The organism is Brevibacillus sp. NRS-1366 (assembly GCF_050467985.1).
The window spans coordinates 70,497-83,985 of sequence record NZ_JBITPN010000029.1 but is presented as its reverse complement, the minus strand read 5'-3'; the positions used below and the strand labels follow the sequence as shown (position 1 = coordinate 83,985).

At 49.6% G+C, this 13,489-nt stretch carries 15 protein-coding genes; 10 read left to right on the top strand and 5 right to left on the bottom strand.

Annotated elements, in window-relative coordinates:
* Positions 1 to 40 precede the first annotated feature (40 nt).
* From ACIFQN_RS24215 to ACIFQN_RS24205, 3 genes are read left to right on the top strand one after another with little or no spacing between them, the layout of a single operon-like run.
* Positions 41 to 1,093, top strand: a complete 1,053-nt coding sequence (locus tag ACIFQN_RS24215; RefSeq protein ID WP_429835603.1) for a TAXI family TRAP transporter solute-binding subunit — start codon at positions 41 to 43, stop codon at positions 1,091 to 1,093.
* A gap of 6 nt (positions 1,094 to 1,099) precedes the next feature.
* Complete coding sequence (locus ACIFQN_RS24210) at positions 1,100 to 1,618, top strand: DUF1850 domain-containing protein (protein ID WP_429835602.1); 519 nt, start codon at positions 1,100 to 1,102, stop codon at positions 1,616 to 1,618.
* Complete coding sequence (locus tag ACIFQN_RS24205; protein ID WP_429835601.1) at positions 1,619 to 3,562, top strand: TRAP transporter permease; 1,944 nt, start codon at positions 1,619 to 1,621, stop codon at positions 3,560 to 3,562.
* Between the two features lie 89 nt (positions 3,563 to 3,651).
* Here the strand turns inward: ACIFQN_RS24205 and ACIFQN_RS24200 are convergent, their stop codons facing one another.
* Positions 3,652 to 4,566 (bottom strand): CvfB family protein, encoded by a 915-nt coding sequence (locus ACIFQN_RS24200; RefSeq protein WP_429835599.1) that lies wholly within the window; start codon positions 4,564 to 4,566, stop codon positions 3,652 to 3,654.
* A gap of 199 nt (positions 4,567 to 4,765) precedes the next feature.
* Here ACIFQN_RS24200 and ACIFQN_RS24195 point away from each other — a divergent pair, with 199 nt between their 5' ends.
* On the top strand, positions 4,766 to 5,545 hold the full coding sequence (locus ACIFQN_RS24195; RefSeq protein ID WP_429835598.1) for an undecaprenyl-diphosphate phosphatase: 780 nt from the start codon (positions 4,766 to 4,768) through the stop codon (positions 5,543 to 5,545).
* 44 nt (positions 5,546 to 5,589) lie between these two features.
* On the opposite strand, the gene ACIFQN_RS24190 is transcribed toward ACIFQN_RS24195, so the two are convergent.
* Together ACIFQN_RS24190 and ACIFQN_RS24185 are read right to left on the bottom strand one after the other, a co-directional pair.
* On the bottom strand, positions 5,590 to 5,862 hold the full coding sequence (locus tag ACIFQN_RS24190; protein WP_429835597.1) for a hypothetical protein: 273 nt from the start codon (positions 5,860 to 5,862) through the stop codon (positions 5,590 to 5,592).
* A gap of 48 nt (positions 5,863 to 5,910) precedes the next feature.
* A complete protein-coding gene (locus tag ACIFQN_RS24185; RefSeq protein ID WP_429835596.1) occupies positions 5,911 to 6,258 on the bottom strand; it encodes a toprim domain-containing protein in 348 nt (115 codons plus the stop codon).
* Between the two features lie 159 nt (positions 6,259 to 6,417).
* Here ACIFQN_RS24185 and ACIFQN_RS24180 point away from each other — a divergent pair, with 159 nt between their 5' ends.
* The 6 genes from ACIFQN_RS24180 to ACIFQN_RS24155 all read left to right on the top strand — a co-directional run bounded on the left by ACIFQN_RS24180 (position 6,418) and on the right by ACIFQN_RS24155 (position 11,826).
* Complete coding sequence (locus tag ACIFQN_RS24180; protein ID WP_429835595.1) at positions 6,418 to 6,576, top strand: hypothetical protein; 159 nt, start codon at positions 6,418 to 6,420, stop codon at positions 6,574 to 6,576.
* Positions 6,577 to 6,762: 186 nt separating this feature from the next.
* Positions 6,763 to 8,010 (top strand): MFS transporter, encoded by a 1,248-nt coding sequence (locus ACIFQN_RS24175; RefSeq protein ID WP_429835594.1) that lies wholly within the window; start codon positions 6,763 to 6,765, stop codon positions 8,008 to 8,010.
* A 120-nt stretch (positions 8,011 to 8,130) separates the two neighbouring features.
* The gene (locus tag ACIFQN_RS24170; RefSeq protein WP_429835593.1) at positions 8,131 to 9,465 is read left to right on the top strand and encodes an ammonium transporter; all 1,335 of its coding nucleotides are present in this window, start codon (positions 8,131 to 8,133) and stop codon (positions 9,463 to 9,465) included.
* Entirely contained in the window at positions 9,359 to 10,528 is a 1,170-nt protein-coding gene (locus tag ACIFQN_RS24165; protein ID WP_429835592.1) for a DUF294 nucleotidyltransferase-like domain-containing protein, read from the top strand. The genes ACIFQN_RS24170 and ACIFQN_RS24165 overlap by 107 nt, the downstream gene beginning before the upstream one ends.
* Before the next feature lie 12 nt (positions 10,529 to 10,540).
* Complete coding sequence (locus ACIFQN_RS24160) at positions 10,541 to 11,275, top strand: exonuclease domain-containing protein (protein WP_429835590.1); 735 nt, start codon at positions 10,541 to 10,543, stop codon at positions 11,273 to 11,275.
* Positions 11,276 to 11,322: 47 nt separating this feature from the next.
* Entirely contained in the window at positions 11,323 to 11,826 is a 504-nt protein-coding gene (locus ACIFQN_RS24155; RefSeq protein WP_429835589.1) for an N-acetyltransferase family protein, read from the top strand.
* A 110-nt stretch (positions 11,827 to 11,936) separates the two neighbouring features.
* Here the strand turns inward: ACIFQN_RS24155 and ACIFQN_RS24150 are convergent, their stop codons facing one another.
* Both ACIFQN_RS24150 and ACIFQN_RS24145 read right to left on the bottom strand, forming a co-directional pair.
* On the bottom strand, positions 11,937 to 12,413 hold the full coding sequence (locus ACIFQN_RS24150) for a YbaK/EbsC family protein (protein ID WP_429835588.1): 477 nt from the start codon (positions 12,411 to 12,413) through the stop codon (positions 11,937 to 11,939).
* 196 nt (positions 12,414 to 12,609) lie between these two features.
* Entirely contained in the window at positions 12,610 to 13,410 is an 801-nt protein-coding gene (locus tag ACIFQN_RS24145) for an NAD kinase (RefSeq protein ID WP_429835587.1), read from the bottom strand.
* Positions 13,411 to 13,489 lie beyond the last annotated feature (79 nt).

Sequence of the window (13,489 nt, the reverse complement as noted above, 5' to 3'; positions counted from 1 at the left end):
AAAGGAAAAGTACTGAACATTTAGATAAGGGGGACTCCTTTTGAAAAAACGCAGTTTGCTTCTCTCGCTTACTCTTCTCTTGACCATGTCACTGGTCACGGCATGTGGCGGCAATAATACCCAGAGCAGCGGAAATACCCAGAGCAGCGGCAACAATACGCAGAGCAGCGGCAACAATACGCAGAGCAGCAACAACAATGCGCCGACCGAAAGCAACACCCCTTCGCAGTTAGTTATTGCGACCGGCGGAACAGGCGGAACCTACTACCCGCTAGGAGGAGGTATGGCCGACCACATTACCAAAAACGCCGGAATCACTGCAACTGCAACAGCAACAGGCGCATCTGCTGAGAACATTCGTTTATTACGTGACAAGCAGGCTGATATTGCCTTTACGCAAAACGATATTGCTGAATACGCTTCAAAGGGAACCAACATGTTCCAGCAAGATGGAAAGATCGAGGCATTCCAGGCACTAGGGGCACTCTACAATGAAACCATCCAGATTGTCGTTTCCGCTGACAGCAATATCAAGAACGTAGCCGACCTGAAAGGAAAACGCGTTTCTGTTGGCGCTCCGGGCAGCGGTACCGAGGTCAATGCCCAGCAAATTCTGGAGGCATACGGCCTGACATTTGAGGATACCAAGCTGCAGCGACTATCCTTTGCTGATTCAGCCAAAGCCATTCAAAACGGTCAGCTCGATGCCGCTTTCCAGACAGCCGGTACCCCGACTGCTGCCATCACTGAGCTGGCAGCGACAAAGGGCGTGAAAATTATTCCGGTTGACGCAGATAAAATTGATGCGATCATCGCCAAGTATCCATTTTATGTAAAAACAACAATTCCTGCAAATACGTATCAGACCGTTCCTGAAGAAGTGACAACGGTTGCCGTTAAGTCTATGCTCTTGATCCGCTCCGATTTAAGTGAAGATTTGGTGTACAAGGTGACGAAAGCGATTTTTGAAAATACCGACAAGCTTGGTCACGCCAAAGCCAAGGAAATCAAGCTGGACAGTGTACTTGCTGGGGTAAGCATCCCGATCCACCCTGGCGCAAAGAAATACTTCGACGAAAAAGGCGTGAAGTAACGAGGCATGCATGTAAACACGAGGAAAGGGCGGACCGCGTTCCGCCTTTTCTCCATCCTCCTGCTGGCTGCAGTCATCTGTTTCCTCACCCTCCCCCTGTACACCGCACTGGTTATTCGGGATACGAAGACCAATCAGATCATTTGGAGCCGCAGACTTGTGGAGGATGAGGCATTTGGGATTCGCTGGACCCACTCCATACATCGCTCAGCGATTGAAGAGCATTACCACATAGTCAAAGACCAAATCATCCTATCGGAAATGACCTTTCATGACTACGGCATCGGGATGGAAAATGAACTTGCCCCCGGTGAAGAGCTGGTTATCGAAAATGGCCACTTCCTGATTCGCAACATGCATCGCGCGTTCCCTGCCCTCCACCTGTTTATTGGACAGATCCGGGCGAATCACACCTTGCTTTTCTCTGGAACGGAAATCCCCCTAGGCTCGATCGAAAAGCCAGGAGAAGCCATCACGATTCAGTCAGAAAAGCGATCCATATTGAGCGAGTTAGGAGGATACTAGATGAGTACACCCACCATGAATCAGCAAGAAATGGATAAGCTGATTGCCCAATACGACAAAGAATCTGCCGTACGCCAGCTCGCAGGTCCGATGAAGTGGATCACTTTTTGCCTTTTGGTTCTCTTTTCCCTTTACCAGCTATCCAGCACTCTCTTTTTAATGCTTCCTCCGCAAATTCATCGACCGATCCATTTGGCGTTTGGCCTTTGCCTAGTCTATCTGCTTTACGCCGGGAGAACCAAAGGGGATAAAAAGAAAGTCGGAATCATCAACATCATTCTTTCCTTGTTAGGGGTAGCCGTCTCCATGTATTGGGTCTTCGATTACGAGGGACTGGTTATTCGCACAGGCAATTACACCACGATGGATATGATCGTCGGGGGGATGGCTATTGTACTTGTGCTAGAGGCAGCTCGTCGTGTTGTTGGTATCCCCATTACCATGATTGCTACCTTATTTCTCCTTTACACGTATTTGGGACCGTACATGCCCGGTTTTTTGGAGCATAGGGGAAGTGATTTTGCCCGAATAATCGGTCACAGCTACTACACGCTGGAGGGCATCCTCGGCACACCGCTGGCCGTCTCCTCTACCTTCATCTTCCTATTTGTTTTGTTCGGTGCCTTTCTCGAAAAGACAGGGGTAGGCGAATACTTCAATGACTTGTCCTTGGTCGTTGCAGGTAGACGAATAGGGGGACCTGCCAAGGTAGCTGTCTTTTCCAGCGCCCTGCAAGGCACGATCAGCGGCAGCTCGGTTGCGAATGTCGTCACCTCTGGTGCGTTTACGATCCCAATGATGAAACGGCTCGGGTACCGCTCGGAATTTGCCGCTGCAGTAGAAGCCTCCTCCTCAACGGGGGGACAAATCATGCCTCCTGTCATGGGGGCAGCCGCCTTTTTGATGGCGGAGTTTATCGGTGTCCCCTACCTGGAAATCGCCAAATCAGCTGTGCTCCCAGCCATCCTGTTTTTTGTCGGCATCTGGATTATGACTCACTTCGAGGCCAAGCGTCTTGGATTACGAGGACTTACGAAGGAAGAGATGCCGAACAAAAAAGAAGTTCTGAAAAAAATATACTTGCTTCTGCCCATCCTCATCATTATTACAGCTTTGATGATGGATATTTCGCCAGAGTATTCCGCAATCATCGGTATTGTTTCCACGGTTGTGGTTGGAGCTTTTCGCAAAGAAACGCGCATGTCTGTCGTTGACATTTTGCAGGCACTCGCTTCTGGGGCACGTATGGCGCTGGGTGTCGTGGCAGCCACGGCATGTGCCGGAATTATCGTCGGCACGATCACGTTGACAGGAATCGGGCTGAAGCTCGCTAACGGACTTATTGACCTGGCAGGCGGACAGCTTTTCCTCACGCTGTTTTTTACGATGATTGCTTCCTTGATTTTAGGTATGGGGACGCCGACTACCGCCAACTACATCATAACGTCAACAATTGCAGCGCCAGCGCTCGTACAGTTAGGGGTTCCCGTCATCGCAGCCCATATGTTTACGTTTTATTTTGGGATCGTGGCGGATATTACCCCTCCGGTCGCGTTGGCTGCCTTTGCCGCCTCAGGCATAGCCAAGTCAAAACCGATGCAAACAGGCGTGGAGTCTACTCGCTTATCCATTGCCGCTTTCATGGCCCCTTACATCTTTGTCGTTTCCCCAGCTTTGCTCTTGATTGATACCACGTTTACCGAATCCCTCTGGGTCATGCTAACTTCCATACTCGGAATGATCGGGGTGGGAGCTGGGCTGATCGGTTTTTGGATGGCAAAGCTGAATGTGGTGGAGCGTATCCTGGCAATCGCTGGCGGGGTGCTTGCCGTCATCCCCGGATTTGAAACGGACATCGCCGGTTTTATTCTGCTCGCTGCCGTATTTACCCTGTCGTACTTCAAAAGCCGCAAACAGAAGCAGCATATACAGACAACCATGTAAACATTTCCTGCTGGATTTGTAATGAAAATCCCTCCTATGCTCAAGTTCCTGATGAAGGAACTTAAAAGCGCCCAGGAGGGATTTTTGGTTTATTGCGGGTTGCTATTGCTGTCGATTACTTTTGTCCAGCCATCTACTTGCTCTACTCGACGCTCTTTCATCAGCTTGCCGAGCGCTCGTTTGAAGCTGGACTTGCTCATTTGGAACTTGTCTCGAATGATATCGGCGTCCGTACTGTCTGTATACGGCATCGCACCGTTTCGGTTGTTCATGTACTGGAGCAGCTTATCCGCATCTTCTCCGTATTTTACTTCTTTACGTTCCTTCATGGAGCCATTCAGTCGCCCATCTTCACGAACGTAACTGACGCGGCAAGTCACCGTTTGACCCAGCCTCATGCGCCCTTCCATTTCGTCACGGTGGATAAACAAGATGTGCTCGTCCTCGGTCAATAAAAAGGCCCCTGCTTGAATAACCTTGTAGACGGTGCCTTCCACCTGCTTGTTTTTCATACTGGCATCTGCCGGAACGGCGATTTTCGTTACCTCATTTTCCGTCACCGGCTTTGCCAACAGTCTTCCGAGCTTGTCCCGCTTCAAAGCGACCAGAATACGGTCTTTTGGATGGGGCCATTCATCACTTAGCTTGGGCAGGTCATCAATGAATAAAAGCAGGTCCTTGTTAATGCCATTGTCCAAAAATACGCCCATGCGAGGAGAGATATCTACTACCTCCAGCCAGCCGTACTCACCCATGGCCACATGCGGCATATCCATCGTCGCAGCCAAGCGATTTTCATGATCGTGGTACAAAAACACTTCTACCTCTTCGTCCATATGCAAACGTCCGCGAGCCTCATTCGCATGAAGAAATACTTCATCCTTGCCCGAACGTAAAAAATATCCGATTTCCGTTTGACGTGCTACTGTCATTTCCAGGGTCATACCCGCCATCAGATTGCTTTCGGCTGCGACTTTTCGTTCCTGATTTTTTCCTTTGTACATGTTTCCTTTTCCTCGCTCTCTTCCTCTATGCACCCTAACTATACCCATCAGACAGAAGAAAATACCACAACTTTTTTCTGAAGGGCAGCAAAGTAGGCAAGTCTCTTCTCGCGGGACATACATATGTCAATAAGGGCCTTGGCTAGACCCCATGACCTGGAATTTACGATCTTGATGAAGATAGGAGTGACCTTTGACGATGCTGCTTTTGCTTGAGTATATTTTTCTAGGCATTGTGCAAGGCTTGACTGAGTTTTTACCGATTTCCAGTACAGGTCATCTTGTCTTGTTCAGGAGGCTATTCGGCCTGCAGGAAGTCGGCCTCCTGTTTGATACGATGCTCCACTTTGGGACTCTAATTGCCGTGATAATCGTCTTTTGGCCACAGATCCGTTACATTTTGACGAACCCGCTTTGCAAGCTGACCAAATTACTGGTAGTGGGTACCATTCCTACCGCTGTCATCGGGCTTGCCTTTGAAGATTATTTTGAGGAAATCTCACGGACAGGTGTAACGATCGGCTGGGAATTCCTCGCGACGGGTGTCATCCTTTGGGGTGTAGAGTCCATGCGCCGGGGACAGCGCAAATTTGATCAGATCAGCTACACGGATGCGCTCATTATCGGCACCTTGCAAGGAGCAGCGATCCTGCCTGCCATTTCTCGATCCGGCCTCACCATTGCGGGAGCCCTCATGCGGGGAATCGACCGTGCCGATGCTGCTCGTTTTTCTTTTCTGCTTTCCTTGCCTGCTATCCTGGGTGCTTGTCTCCTGCAAACCGTCAAGCTGGTAAAGGCCCCGATCGAGACTTCCTTGCTTGCACCCATGCTAGTCGGAACGATGTTTGCAGGATTAGCCGGTTATGTGGCGATTCGTTGGATGATGAAAATAATCAGTACAGGCTCCATGAAAGGCTTCGCCATTTACGTTTGGATACTGGGATTACTCATTCTCATCCTGCCATTTTTCGGCTGGTAGTCTGTGTAAAAATGGAAAAAGCCGGCTGCACCTGAGCCGGCCTTTTATCTGCTTTCTTCCTTGTCAGGATATCGGCTTGCAATCAGTTTGCCAACCAAAAGAATGATTCCATAAAACGCAGTCGCTAAAAGGGACGTAGCTAACCATGTAGCGGTTCCCAACACCAAATAAAGCGCGGCATGAGCAATGAAAATACCCGATAGCCAGACGAAGATATTCATCCGGTTCAAAAACGTCATCAGACTGCGCAAATTGGCCTTCACCTCCACCATTCCATCTACTGGTCCTGTCGAAACAGGAGGAGGCAGTGATGCCATCCTCTACTACTGTTATAGCCGATGGAAAGGGGTTTTATCCCCTTGCCGTTACCCCATCTCTTGGTTGGGATTATTCACCGCAAAACCAGCCCGCTCCAAAATTTCAGCTAAAACATCAAGAGGGGTATTTGCCACTTCCCCAAACATTTTTTGTGTATGAAGATGGATAGCATCAGGAAAATCCTCCATTAAACAGGAACGCAATTTTTTCCCACTGAAGTCTTCATCCGTAAACAGGTAGATCTCACTCGCGGTTTGTGTCTGTGTGACGAGCTGCTCTCCTTTTTCGAAACTGTAGGAGCCGTATGTGCAAATAATCGTAACGGGCTCTGCAAGCACTTGCAAAAGCCGCTCCTTATCCGTCTTCCCTTCGACGATGATGACACACTCATCCATGTCGCCATCCTCCTTTTCGCTTAAAACCTTTCTATCTGTAAGTATACCTGCAACGCTACGTGGAAACATCTTTTCGGGAAAATGTGGATGAGTAGCATCCCTGCTTGTTTGGAATCGTAAGCTTGTAGATGAACTCATATTGAAAGAGGTGGATATTGAATGTCCAAATGGAAAAGTGCAAAAAACCTGAATCAAAAAGGATTGGCTGTTGCCGGATTGACTAGCAGCACGGTTGCCGATGACACCCACACCGAGGATAATCAAGGAGCATCCCAGCAGAACGCAAACAACAACCGTGACAATCAAATGAAACAATAAAAAGGCCTCTATCTCTACCAATGCCTATTCACGGAGGAACGACCGCGTTTTAGCGGTACCCAAAAGCCGATCTCTCGGCTTTTTTTACTACCGCTCACTTCCCCTTTACTTTCCTCTTCTACCTTGCTACGCTAAAAAATAGTTGATTGAATCCTTTGAATCGTTTGCAGGACGGAGAGATCTATCGTGGAATCATCCGCATCTTTATGGAAAAACACCTCGTTCCTGAAGCTTTGGCTCGCTCAGATGACTGCCAACATCGGGGATCAGTGCTACAGCTTCGCCCTGCTCTGGTATTTGCTGCAAGCTACCAAGTCGGGAACAGCACTGAGCCTTCTCGCTATCCCGGAGATGGTAGCCGGTTTGCTTTTTTACCTGATTGGAGGCGTTCTTGCCGACCGATATAGCCCCCGGCTGTTGATGGTTGGAGCAGACCTAGCACGAATACTCGTTGTGATTACCGTAGGCATCATGGCACTGTTTGGAATCGAACAATTTTCGTTCTTTTTGATCGCGCAGTTTTTTCTTGGGTTGTTCTCCAGTCTGTTTCAGCCCGCCCGAACGGTCGCACTGAAGGCAATTGTTCCACTCGAGCATCTCGGCAGAGCGAATGCGATACTCGACACAACCTTTCGAACAGTCCGGATCCTGGCTCCGATGACAATCGGCCTCTTTGCTTCTTCCGTGCCGCTTTCCACGTTGTTTTTTGTCAATGCAGCCAGCTATCTCTTGTCCGTCTTTTTCCTGTATGCAATTAGAGGCTCACTCCATAGCCGGACAGATACTTCCGCAAGCAAAATGACGCCCAGACAGTACATGCAAGATATCACGGTCGGGATCGGCGAGTTAAAAAGAAACCACATGCTGCTCCTGATCTTGCTGTTCAGCAATCTAGGGTTTGTCGTCTGGGTTGTATGCTACAACGTTGGCTTTCCTTTTCTCGCAGAGCGCCTAGATCAAGGAAACGGGAGCACACTGGCAATATTAATGGGCTTTTATGGGATAGGGAACTTGCTAGGCAGTCTCTACATGTCGCGAGCTTACTATACCCGCCACTTGTTCGTGATATTGATAGGCTGGGGATTTCAAGCAGGCGGTTTTTTACTGTTGACGTTGGGAAGCACTCACCATTGGATTGCCTTTTTCGCGGCCGCCATCGCAGGAGTAGGTGGACCGGTTATTGGAATTCCTACGGTGACTGCCATTCAATTAAAAGCAGCTGATGAAAATACAGGCAAAGTGTACGCTATCAACATGCTGATGTTCACGTTTTTCGGGATGCTTTCCAGCAGCTTAGGGGCAATCTGGCTTGGTGTTTTGCCTGTCGCGTACTTATTCCTCATAAGCGGTCTGTTCTTGACTGGGATATGCACCATTGGATTCTGGCTCGAACGACGCTCACACACAGAGAAACACCAATCACATTCTGCGTAAGGCAGATAGATTGGTGTTTTTTTTACGAAAAAAGAATTGCAATTCACAATTACGCGTCATATAATCTGACATAAATATAAATGATGTTAGATTATCTAACACAAAAAAGGAGTGGAAGGAATGGAACCGACTCTTGCGCAACTCTCTGCTGCCATTGATGCCACATGGGTCATGGTATCCGCAATTCTGGTCATCCTCATGCAAGTAGGATTCGCGCTTTTAGAGGCTGGATCTACGCGCATGAAAAATGCAGGTCACGTCGCAGGGAAGACTGTCCTTACTTTTGGAATTTGCTCCATTGTCTTTTGGGCCTTTGGTTTTGGGCTCACATTCGGAGATGGCACCTCTTTCATCGGACTGGCCGGATTCTTTTTTGACGGAACACAAACCGACTCTTTCTCCGCTTTTTCTGCCGCTTCTGTCCCGATCTCGATCCTCTTTTTGTTTCAACTCGCCTTTGCTGCTGTGTCACTCGCTATCGCCTGGGGCGGTTTTGCCGAACGAGCCAAGCTGTCCGTGTACTTTCTTTTTAGTGTCTTGTTTACTGTCCTCATCTACCCCGTTGTCGGGCATTGGGTCTGGGGCGGAGGCTGGTTGGCCCAGCTCGGTATGCAGGACTTCGCTGGTTCGACGGTCGTCCATTTGCAAGGCGCGATCGTCGCATTAGTGGCTACGATTATGCTGAAGCCGCGGATCGGTAAATACAACCGGGACGGCAGCTCCAACCTGATTCCAGGCCATAACCAGGTCTACTCTGTCTTGGGTGTATTATTCCTCTGGATTGGCTGGTTCGGATTTAATGCAGGTTCTACGCTGGGCAGCACCTCTGGCTTTTTCGGCTACGTCGCTGTCACGACGAATCTCGCCACTGCCGCTGGAGCTGTCGCTGCTCTCGCGATTTCCTGGATTGTGATGGGCAAAGCAGACATCCCAAGCATGCTGAATGGCGTCTTGGCCGCTCTCGTGGCAATTACTGCCTCTTGCGCCTTTGTTGATCCATGGGCTGCCGTTTTGATCGGAGCCGTGTCAGGTATATTAACATTCTACACTTCAATCTGGTTTGACCGCATGGGAATTGATGATCCTGTTTTTGCTTTCTCCGTCCATGGAATAGCTGGAATCTGGGGAACATTGTCCACTGGTCTGTTTGCGACACCTGAGCTGGCAAAAAAAGTGGGTGTGGGTGGTGCAGGGTTGTTCTACGGTGGCGGTTTTCACCAGTTGGGCGTGCAAGCGCTCGGGTTGGTAGGGTCTATGGCTTATGTTTTCGTTGTCGCCTTTATTATCTTGGCTGTTCTAAAAGCAGCGATAGGGCTTCGAGTTACTGAGGAAGAAGAGGTGATTGGTCTTGATCTTAGCGAACATGGGGGATACGGCTATCCCGAACTACTCCAGCCTGAACGCGTACAACCCCAGGCAGCTGTCAGAAGCAGCACCTCTCACACTCTCTCCTGAGCAAATCGAGAGGATTCAAAAGACGGAATCTTTTCGTGAGCTGTATCTTATCCGCCAACAATTGCTGGATCCAGCTCCCTTGCGAACAGTGACGCGCTCCAAAGAACTGGCCGCGTTCTCCATCGTCGTCAATCTGATCCATGATTGTATCATTCGCCAAGGTGTTCTTCTTTCCGTTAACGAACTGGTCAAAAGAGGAGCTGGAACACCCCCTGTTCCTTTTGCCTTTTTGCAATTTGGCAGCGGGGGCCGATCCGAGCAAGCGATCATCAGCGATCAGGACAATGGCTTGGTCTATTCCCTTCCTCCTCACTTGGAGCAAAAAGATATCGAAGCGGTGCACGGGTATTTTCATCTGTTGGCAGCCACCATCGTATCCGGTCTAGAAGAAGCGGGTTACCCGCCATGCCAAGGCAATGTCACCTGTCTCTCGCAAAAATGGCGGGGCAGTGTCGAGCAGTGGATGGAACAACTGGACAAGTGGGCTTCGCACCCGATTTGGGAACATGCCCGCTATCTCTTGCTCGCAAGTGACGTACGCGTCCTTTGGGGTGAATCGACTGTTTTCGCCCCTATTTTCGTGCGGCTTAGGCAACTGCTGGCAAATAACCCCTTTCTCCTCGTCCGCTTGGTTAGCAACACTCTTCATTATCGGGTGCCGCTCGGATTGTTTGGGAGGATTCTACCGGAAGTTACTGGGCGATTCCGTGGTGCCGTCAATGTGAAATACGGCATCTATCTCCCTATCGTCAACTGCGTCCGGCATTTCGCCCTCGCCCACGGGATTTTTGCCAGCTCAACGCTGGAACGCCTTGCTCTGCTGCGGGAGCGCGGAATTTGGAGCAGAAGCTTTTGTGATGAGATAGAAGACCACTTTAGGGAGCTGCTCGGCGTGCGCCTAATTCCTCCCTTGCACTGGGAAGATGGTCAATACACAAGCAACAGCTACGTAAAATTAAGGGAACTGTCTGCTGATACAACCGTCATGGCGAAACATGCAATGAAGCTAGCCATACGCCTGCAGCAAATGACAGCTAAACTCCCGTCCGCCTTTACTGGATAGGAGGAATCATCCATGGCACAATGGGAACTATTCCGGCGTATTTGGCACTTGAACCGGGAAGCGGCAGGAGGACCAAAAACGTGGGAAACGGGACATATCGAGGGCGATAAACATCATCTGGCTTATTTACGCTCACTCACCAAGGAACGAAAACAGACAGATTCCAGTGCGAACATTCCTCTCGCTGATATGGAGGTCGTCGTAGTCGATCTGGAGACAACCGGTTTTTACCCCGACCACGGCGACGAGATCATTTCCATCGGTGCGGTTGCCATGAAGGGCGAACGGTTATTGCTAGGGGATTCCTTTTACACACTGGTCAAGCCAGGTCGTTCCATCCCTCCCCATATCCGTTCTTTGACAGACATTACAGACGACACGGTCCATGACGCACCCGAGCTGACACATGTCTTGTCCCGGTTTTTTCGCTATGTGGGCGACCGCCCTTTGGTGGCGCACCACTCCCGTCACGAACGCGAATTTCTCCGTGCCGGACTGTGGAAAACGAGCAGGCGCCCTTTCAAGCACCGAATGCTGGACACGATGTTGTTCATCCGACTTTTGAGGCGTTCCATTGGCAATGGGTCGTTGGATGCCCTCTGCGCCATGCATGACATTCCGATTTCGCGCCGGCATCATGCGTATTGCGATGCAGTGGCGGCAGGGGCTTTATGGGGTAAGTATTTGTCCCTGGCCCAAGAAGCAGGGTACATGAATTTACGGCAGGTATACGAGGCACTTCGCTAGAATGTTGATTGACATCACCTACATTTATTAAAAAGGAGCCCATACACATGGTACAAATAAGAGACGCAGTCATTGACGATTTGCCAGCAATGCTCGAAATCTACAACTATGCCATTCAAAATACGGTCGCTACCTTTGATTTGCAAGAGCAAAGCCTGGAGCAGCGGATGGTTTGGTTTAACAAGCACGGTGGTAACTACCCGCTGCTCGTCGCTGAATCACAGGGCGAGATTCTTGGCTATAGCTGCCTATCCTCCTTTCGGGAAAAACCCGCGTATGCAAAATCGACAGAGCTTTCTGTCTACGTGTCGCAAGAAAAGCGCAGCATCGGCGTAGGTTCTGCTCTGATGGCGGTCCTTCTCCAGCGCGCTGCACAACTGGGTTATCACACCGTCATTAGCGGCATTGTAGGCGGGAACGAAGCGAGCATTGCACTCCATCACAAATTTGGATTTACGTTTGTCGGCAAGTTCCGTGAGGTCGGCTATAAGTTTGGGGAATGGCAGGATGTCCACTTTTATCAGCTTATGATAGAAAAAGAAATAGACTAGGTTGTCGGTGGGGCTGTGGTGGAGGAGAGGAAATTCCTATCCATTAAACAAAAATCCGTCCTAATCATAGGGGCGGATTCTTTTTTGTTATATTCGCTTATCTCCGTATCTCACTCGGCAGAAGCAGCGTCGATTTCCTCTGCGCCAGTCATTTGCAGTAAAGCCTCATACGTCACAGGCAAAAGCGATTCGGCTATTCCTGCCGCTGTGTAAATATGGGAAAAACGCTGCAAAGATCGATCCACAAAAATCGGGACTTCAACCTCTAAGGCAAATGGACACACTGCCCCCACGCGAAAACCAGTCACGGTTTCCACCTCTTCAGGTGATGCCATCTTTGTTTTTCCTGTACCCAGTGCTGCTTTTACCCGCTTGGAATGAATACGCACATCCCCTGCTGCTACAAACAAGGCGTATTTGTCATCTGCGCGAAACAGGATGGACTTGGCTATTTGCCCAATTTCCACACCTAGAGCATGGGCAGCCACCTCTGATGTTTCTAACGGTTCTTCAAACAAAATCGGCTCCAAATCAGGCTGATATCGCTGTACGTAGCTGCGAACCTTTTCCAAAGGACTGCTCTTCATGTATCTTCCTCCTCCTGCTTAAAAAATAGGCTTTAGAAAACCTGGCTACGCCATGCCTTTTGGCGAAGTCGCGGTTGCCCTTATACTGGATAAGAATTTTACAAATTCTGATCTGTACAAAAAAAGCGGGATGGTTCCACCAGCAACGGAACCACACCGCTTTTTCCTTGGATACAAAGGCGGTATCCCCTTACTACTACCCTTTGATAAACGACTTGCGTACCCGGCTCCAAAACGTAAGCCGCTTGTACCGGGCAAACTTCACCTTTTCTTGCCCTACTCGACATGTAATTGATTGAACGTCCTTCCATACGGCCTGTTCCCGATCCAATCCGATCATGATTTCGGGATTCATGACGATCAACTCAACTTCATGATGCTTTGGCAAAACCAGCGAGCTGTTCACGGTACGATACGCCTGGTTGTTGATCGAAGCGATTTCGGACAACTGGATCGCCTCGATAGATGGATGGACAATCGCGCCGTCAACCGCTTTGTTATAAGCCGTACTGCCGGATGGGGACGATACAATCAGTCCGTCACCCCGAAACGTTTCCAGCTCATCCCCATTGATGTAGACGCAAGTCACCAGTGTAGACAAGGACGCATTGCGCAAAACCAGCTCATTTAAGGCCCATTTTTCGTACTGTTGACCATCACGTGTCACAATTCGACACTCGACCGTTGGATATTCAGCAATCGCTGGCTCTTCTTGCTCCAGCAATCGTTCCACGAAAATATCCAGTTCATCCGGCCGCCAGTCCGCATAAAAACCGAGATGCCCCGTATGGATGCCCACATATGCCGGCTCTATTCCATACTGATGGACCGCCTCCAAAAGCGTTCCGTCTCCCCCAATGGAAATGACCATATCAGGATGATCGCCAGGGCCTTCTATAAATCGGTGGGGACTGTCGGCAGCCCGTAATTTTTCTTTCAGTTCATTTTCTACTTCCCGTGTGTAATCGTCATTTCGCAGTACAGTCGCAATCTTCATGCTGATCTGCCCTCACTTTTATCCTTCCAAGCTAAAGCTCAGCTCTTTTCGTTTTTTTCACTATACCACAAAGAAATCG

Bases quoted from the DNA above. Each gene is read 5' to 3' on its own strand.
- ACIFQN_RS24185 (WP_429835596.1), bottom strand. From the start codon at position 6,258: ATGGATGAGTGTGTCATCATCGTCGAAGGGAAGACGGATAAGGAGCGG.
- ACIFQN_RS24145 (WP_429835587.1), bottom strand. From the start codon at position 13,410: ATGAAGATTGCGACTGTACTGCGAAATGACGATTACACACGGGAAGTA.
- ACIFQN_RS24205 (WP_429835601.1), top strand. From the start codon at position 1,619: ATGAGTACACCCACCATGAATCAGCAAGAAATGGATAAGCTGATTGCC.
- ACIFQN_RS24180 (WP_429835595.1), top strand. From the start codon at position 6,418: ATGTCCAAATGGAAAAGTGCAAAAAACCTGAATCAAAAAGGATTGGCT.
- ACIFQN_RS24190 (WP_429835597.1), bottom strand. From the start codon at position 5,862: ATGGCATCACTGCCTCCTCCTGTTTCGACAGGACCAGTAGATGGAATG.
- ACIFQN_RS24195 (WP_429835598.1), top strand. From the start codon at position 4,766: ATGCTGCTTTTGCTTGAGTATATTTTTCTAGGCATTGTGCAAGGCTTG.
- ACIFQN_RS24150 (WP_429835588.1), bottom strand. From the start codon at position 12,413: ATGAAGAGCAGTCCTTTGGAAAAGGTTCGCAGCTACGTACAGCGATAT.
- ACIFQN_RS24160 (WP_429835590.1), top strand. From the start codon at position 10,541: ATGGCACAATGGGAACTATTCCGGCGTATTTGGCACTTGAACCGGGAA.
- ACIFQN_RS24170 (WP_429835593.1), top strand. From the start codon at position 8,131: ATGGAACCGACTCTTGCGCAACTCTCTGCTGCCATTGATGCCACATGG.
- ACIFQN_RS24155 (WP_429835589.1), top strand. From the start codon at position 11,323: ATGGTACAAATAAGAGACGCAGTCATTGACGATTTGCCAGCAATGCTC.
- ACIFQN_RS24200 (WP_429835599.1), bottom strand. From the start codon at position 4,566: ATGTACAAAGGAAAAAATCAGGAACGAAAAGTCGCAGCCGAAAGCAAT.
- ACIFQN_RS24210 (WP_429835602.1), top strand. From the start codon at position 1,100: ATGCATGTAAACACGAGGAAAGGGCGGACCGCGTTCCGCCTTTTCTCC.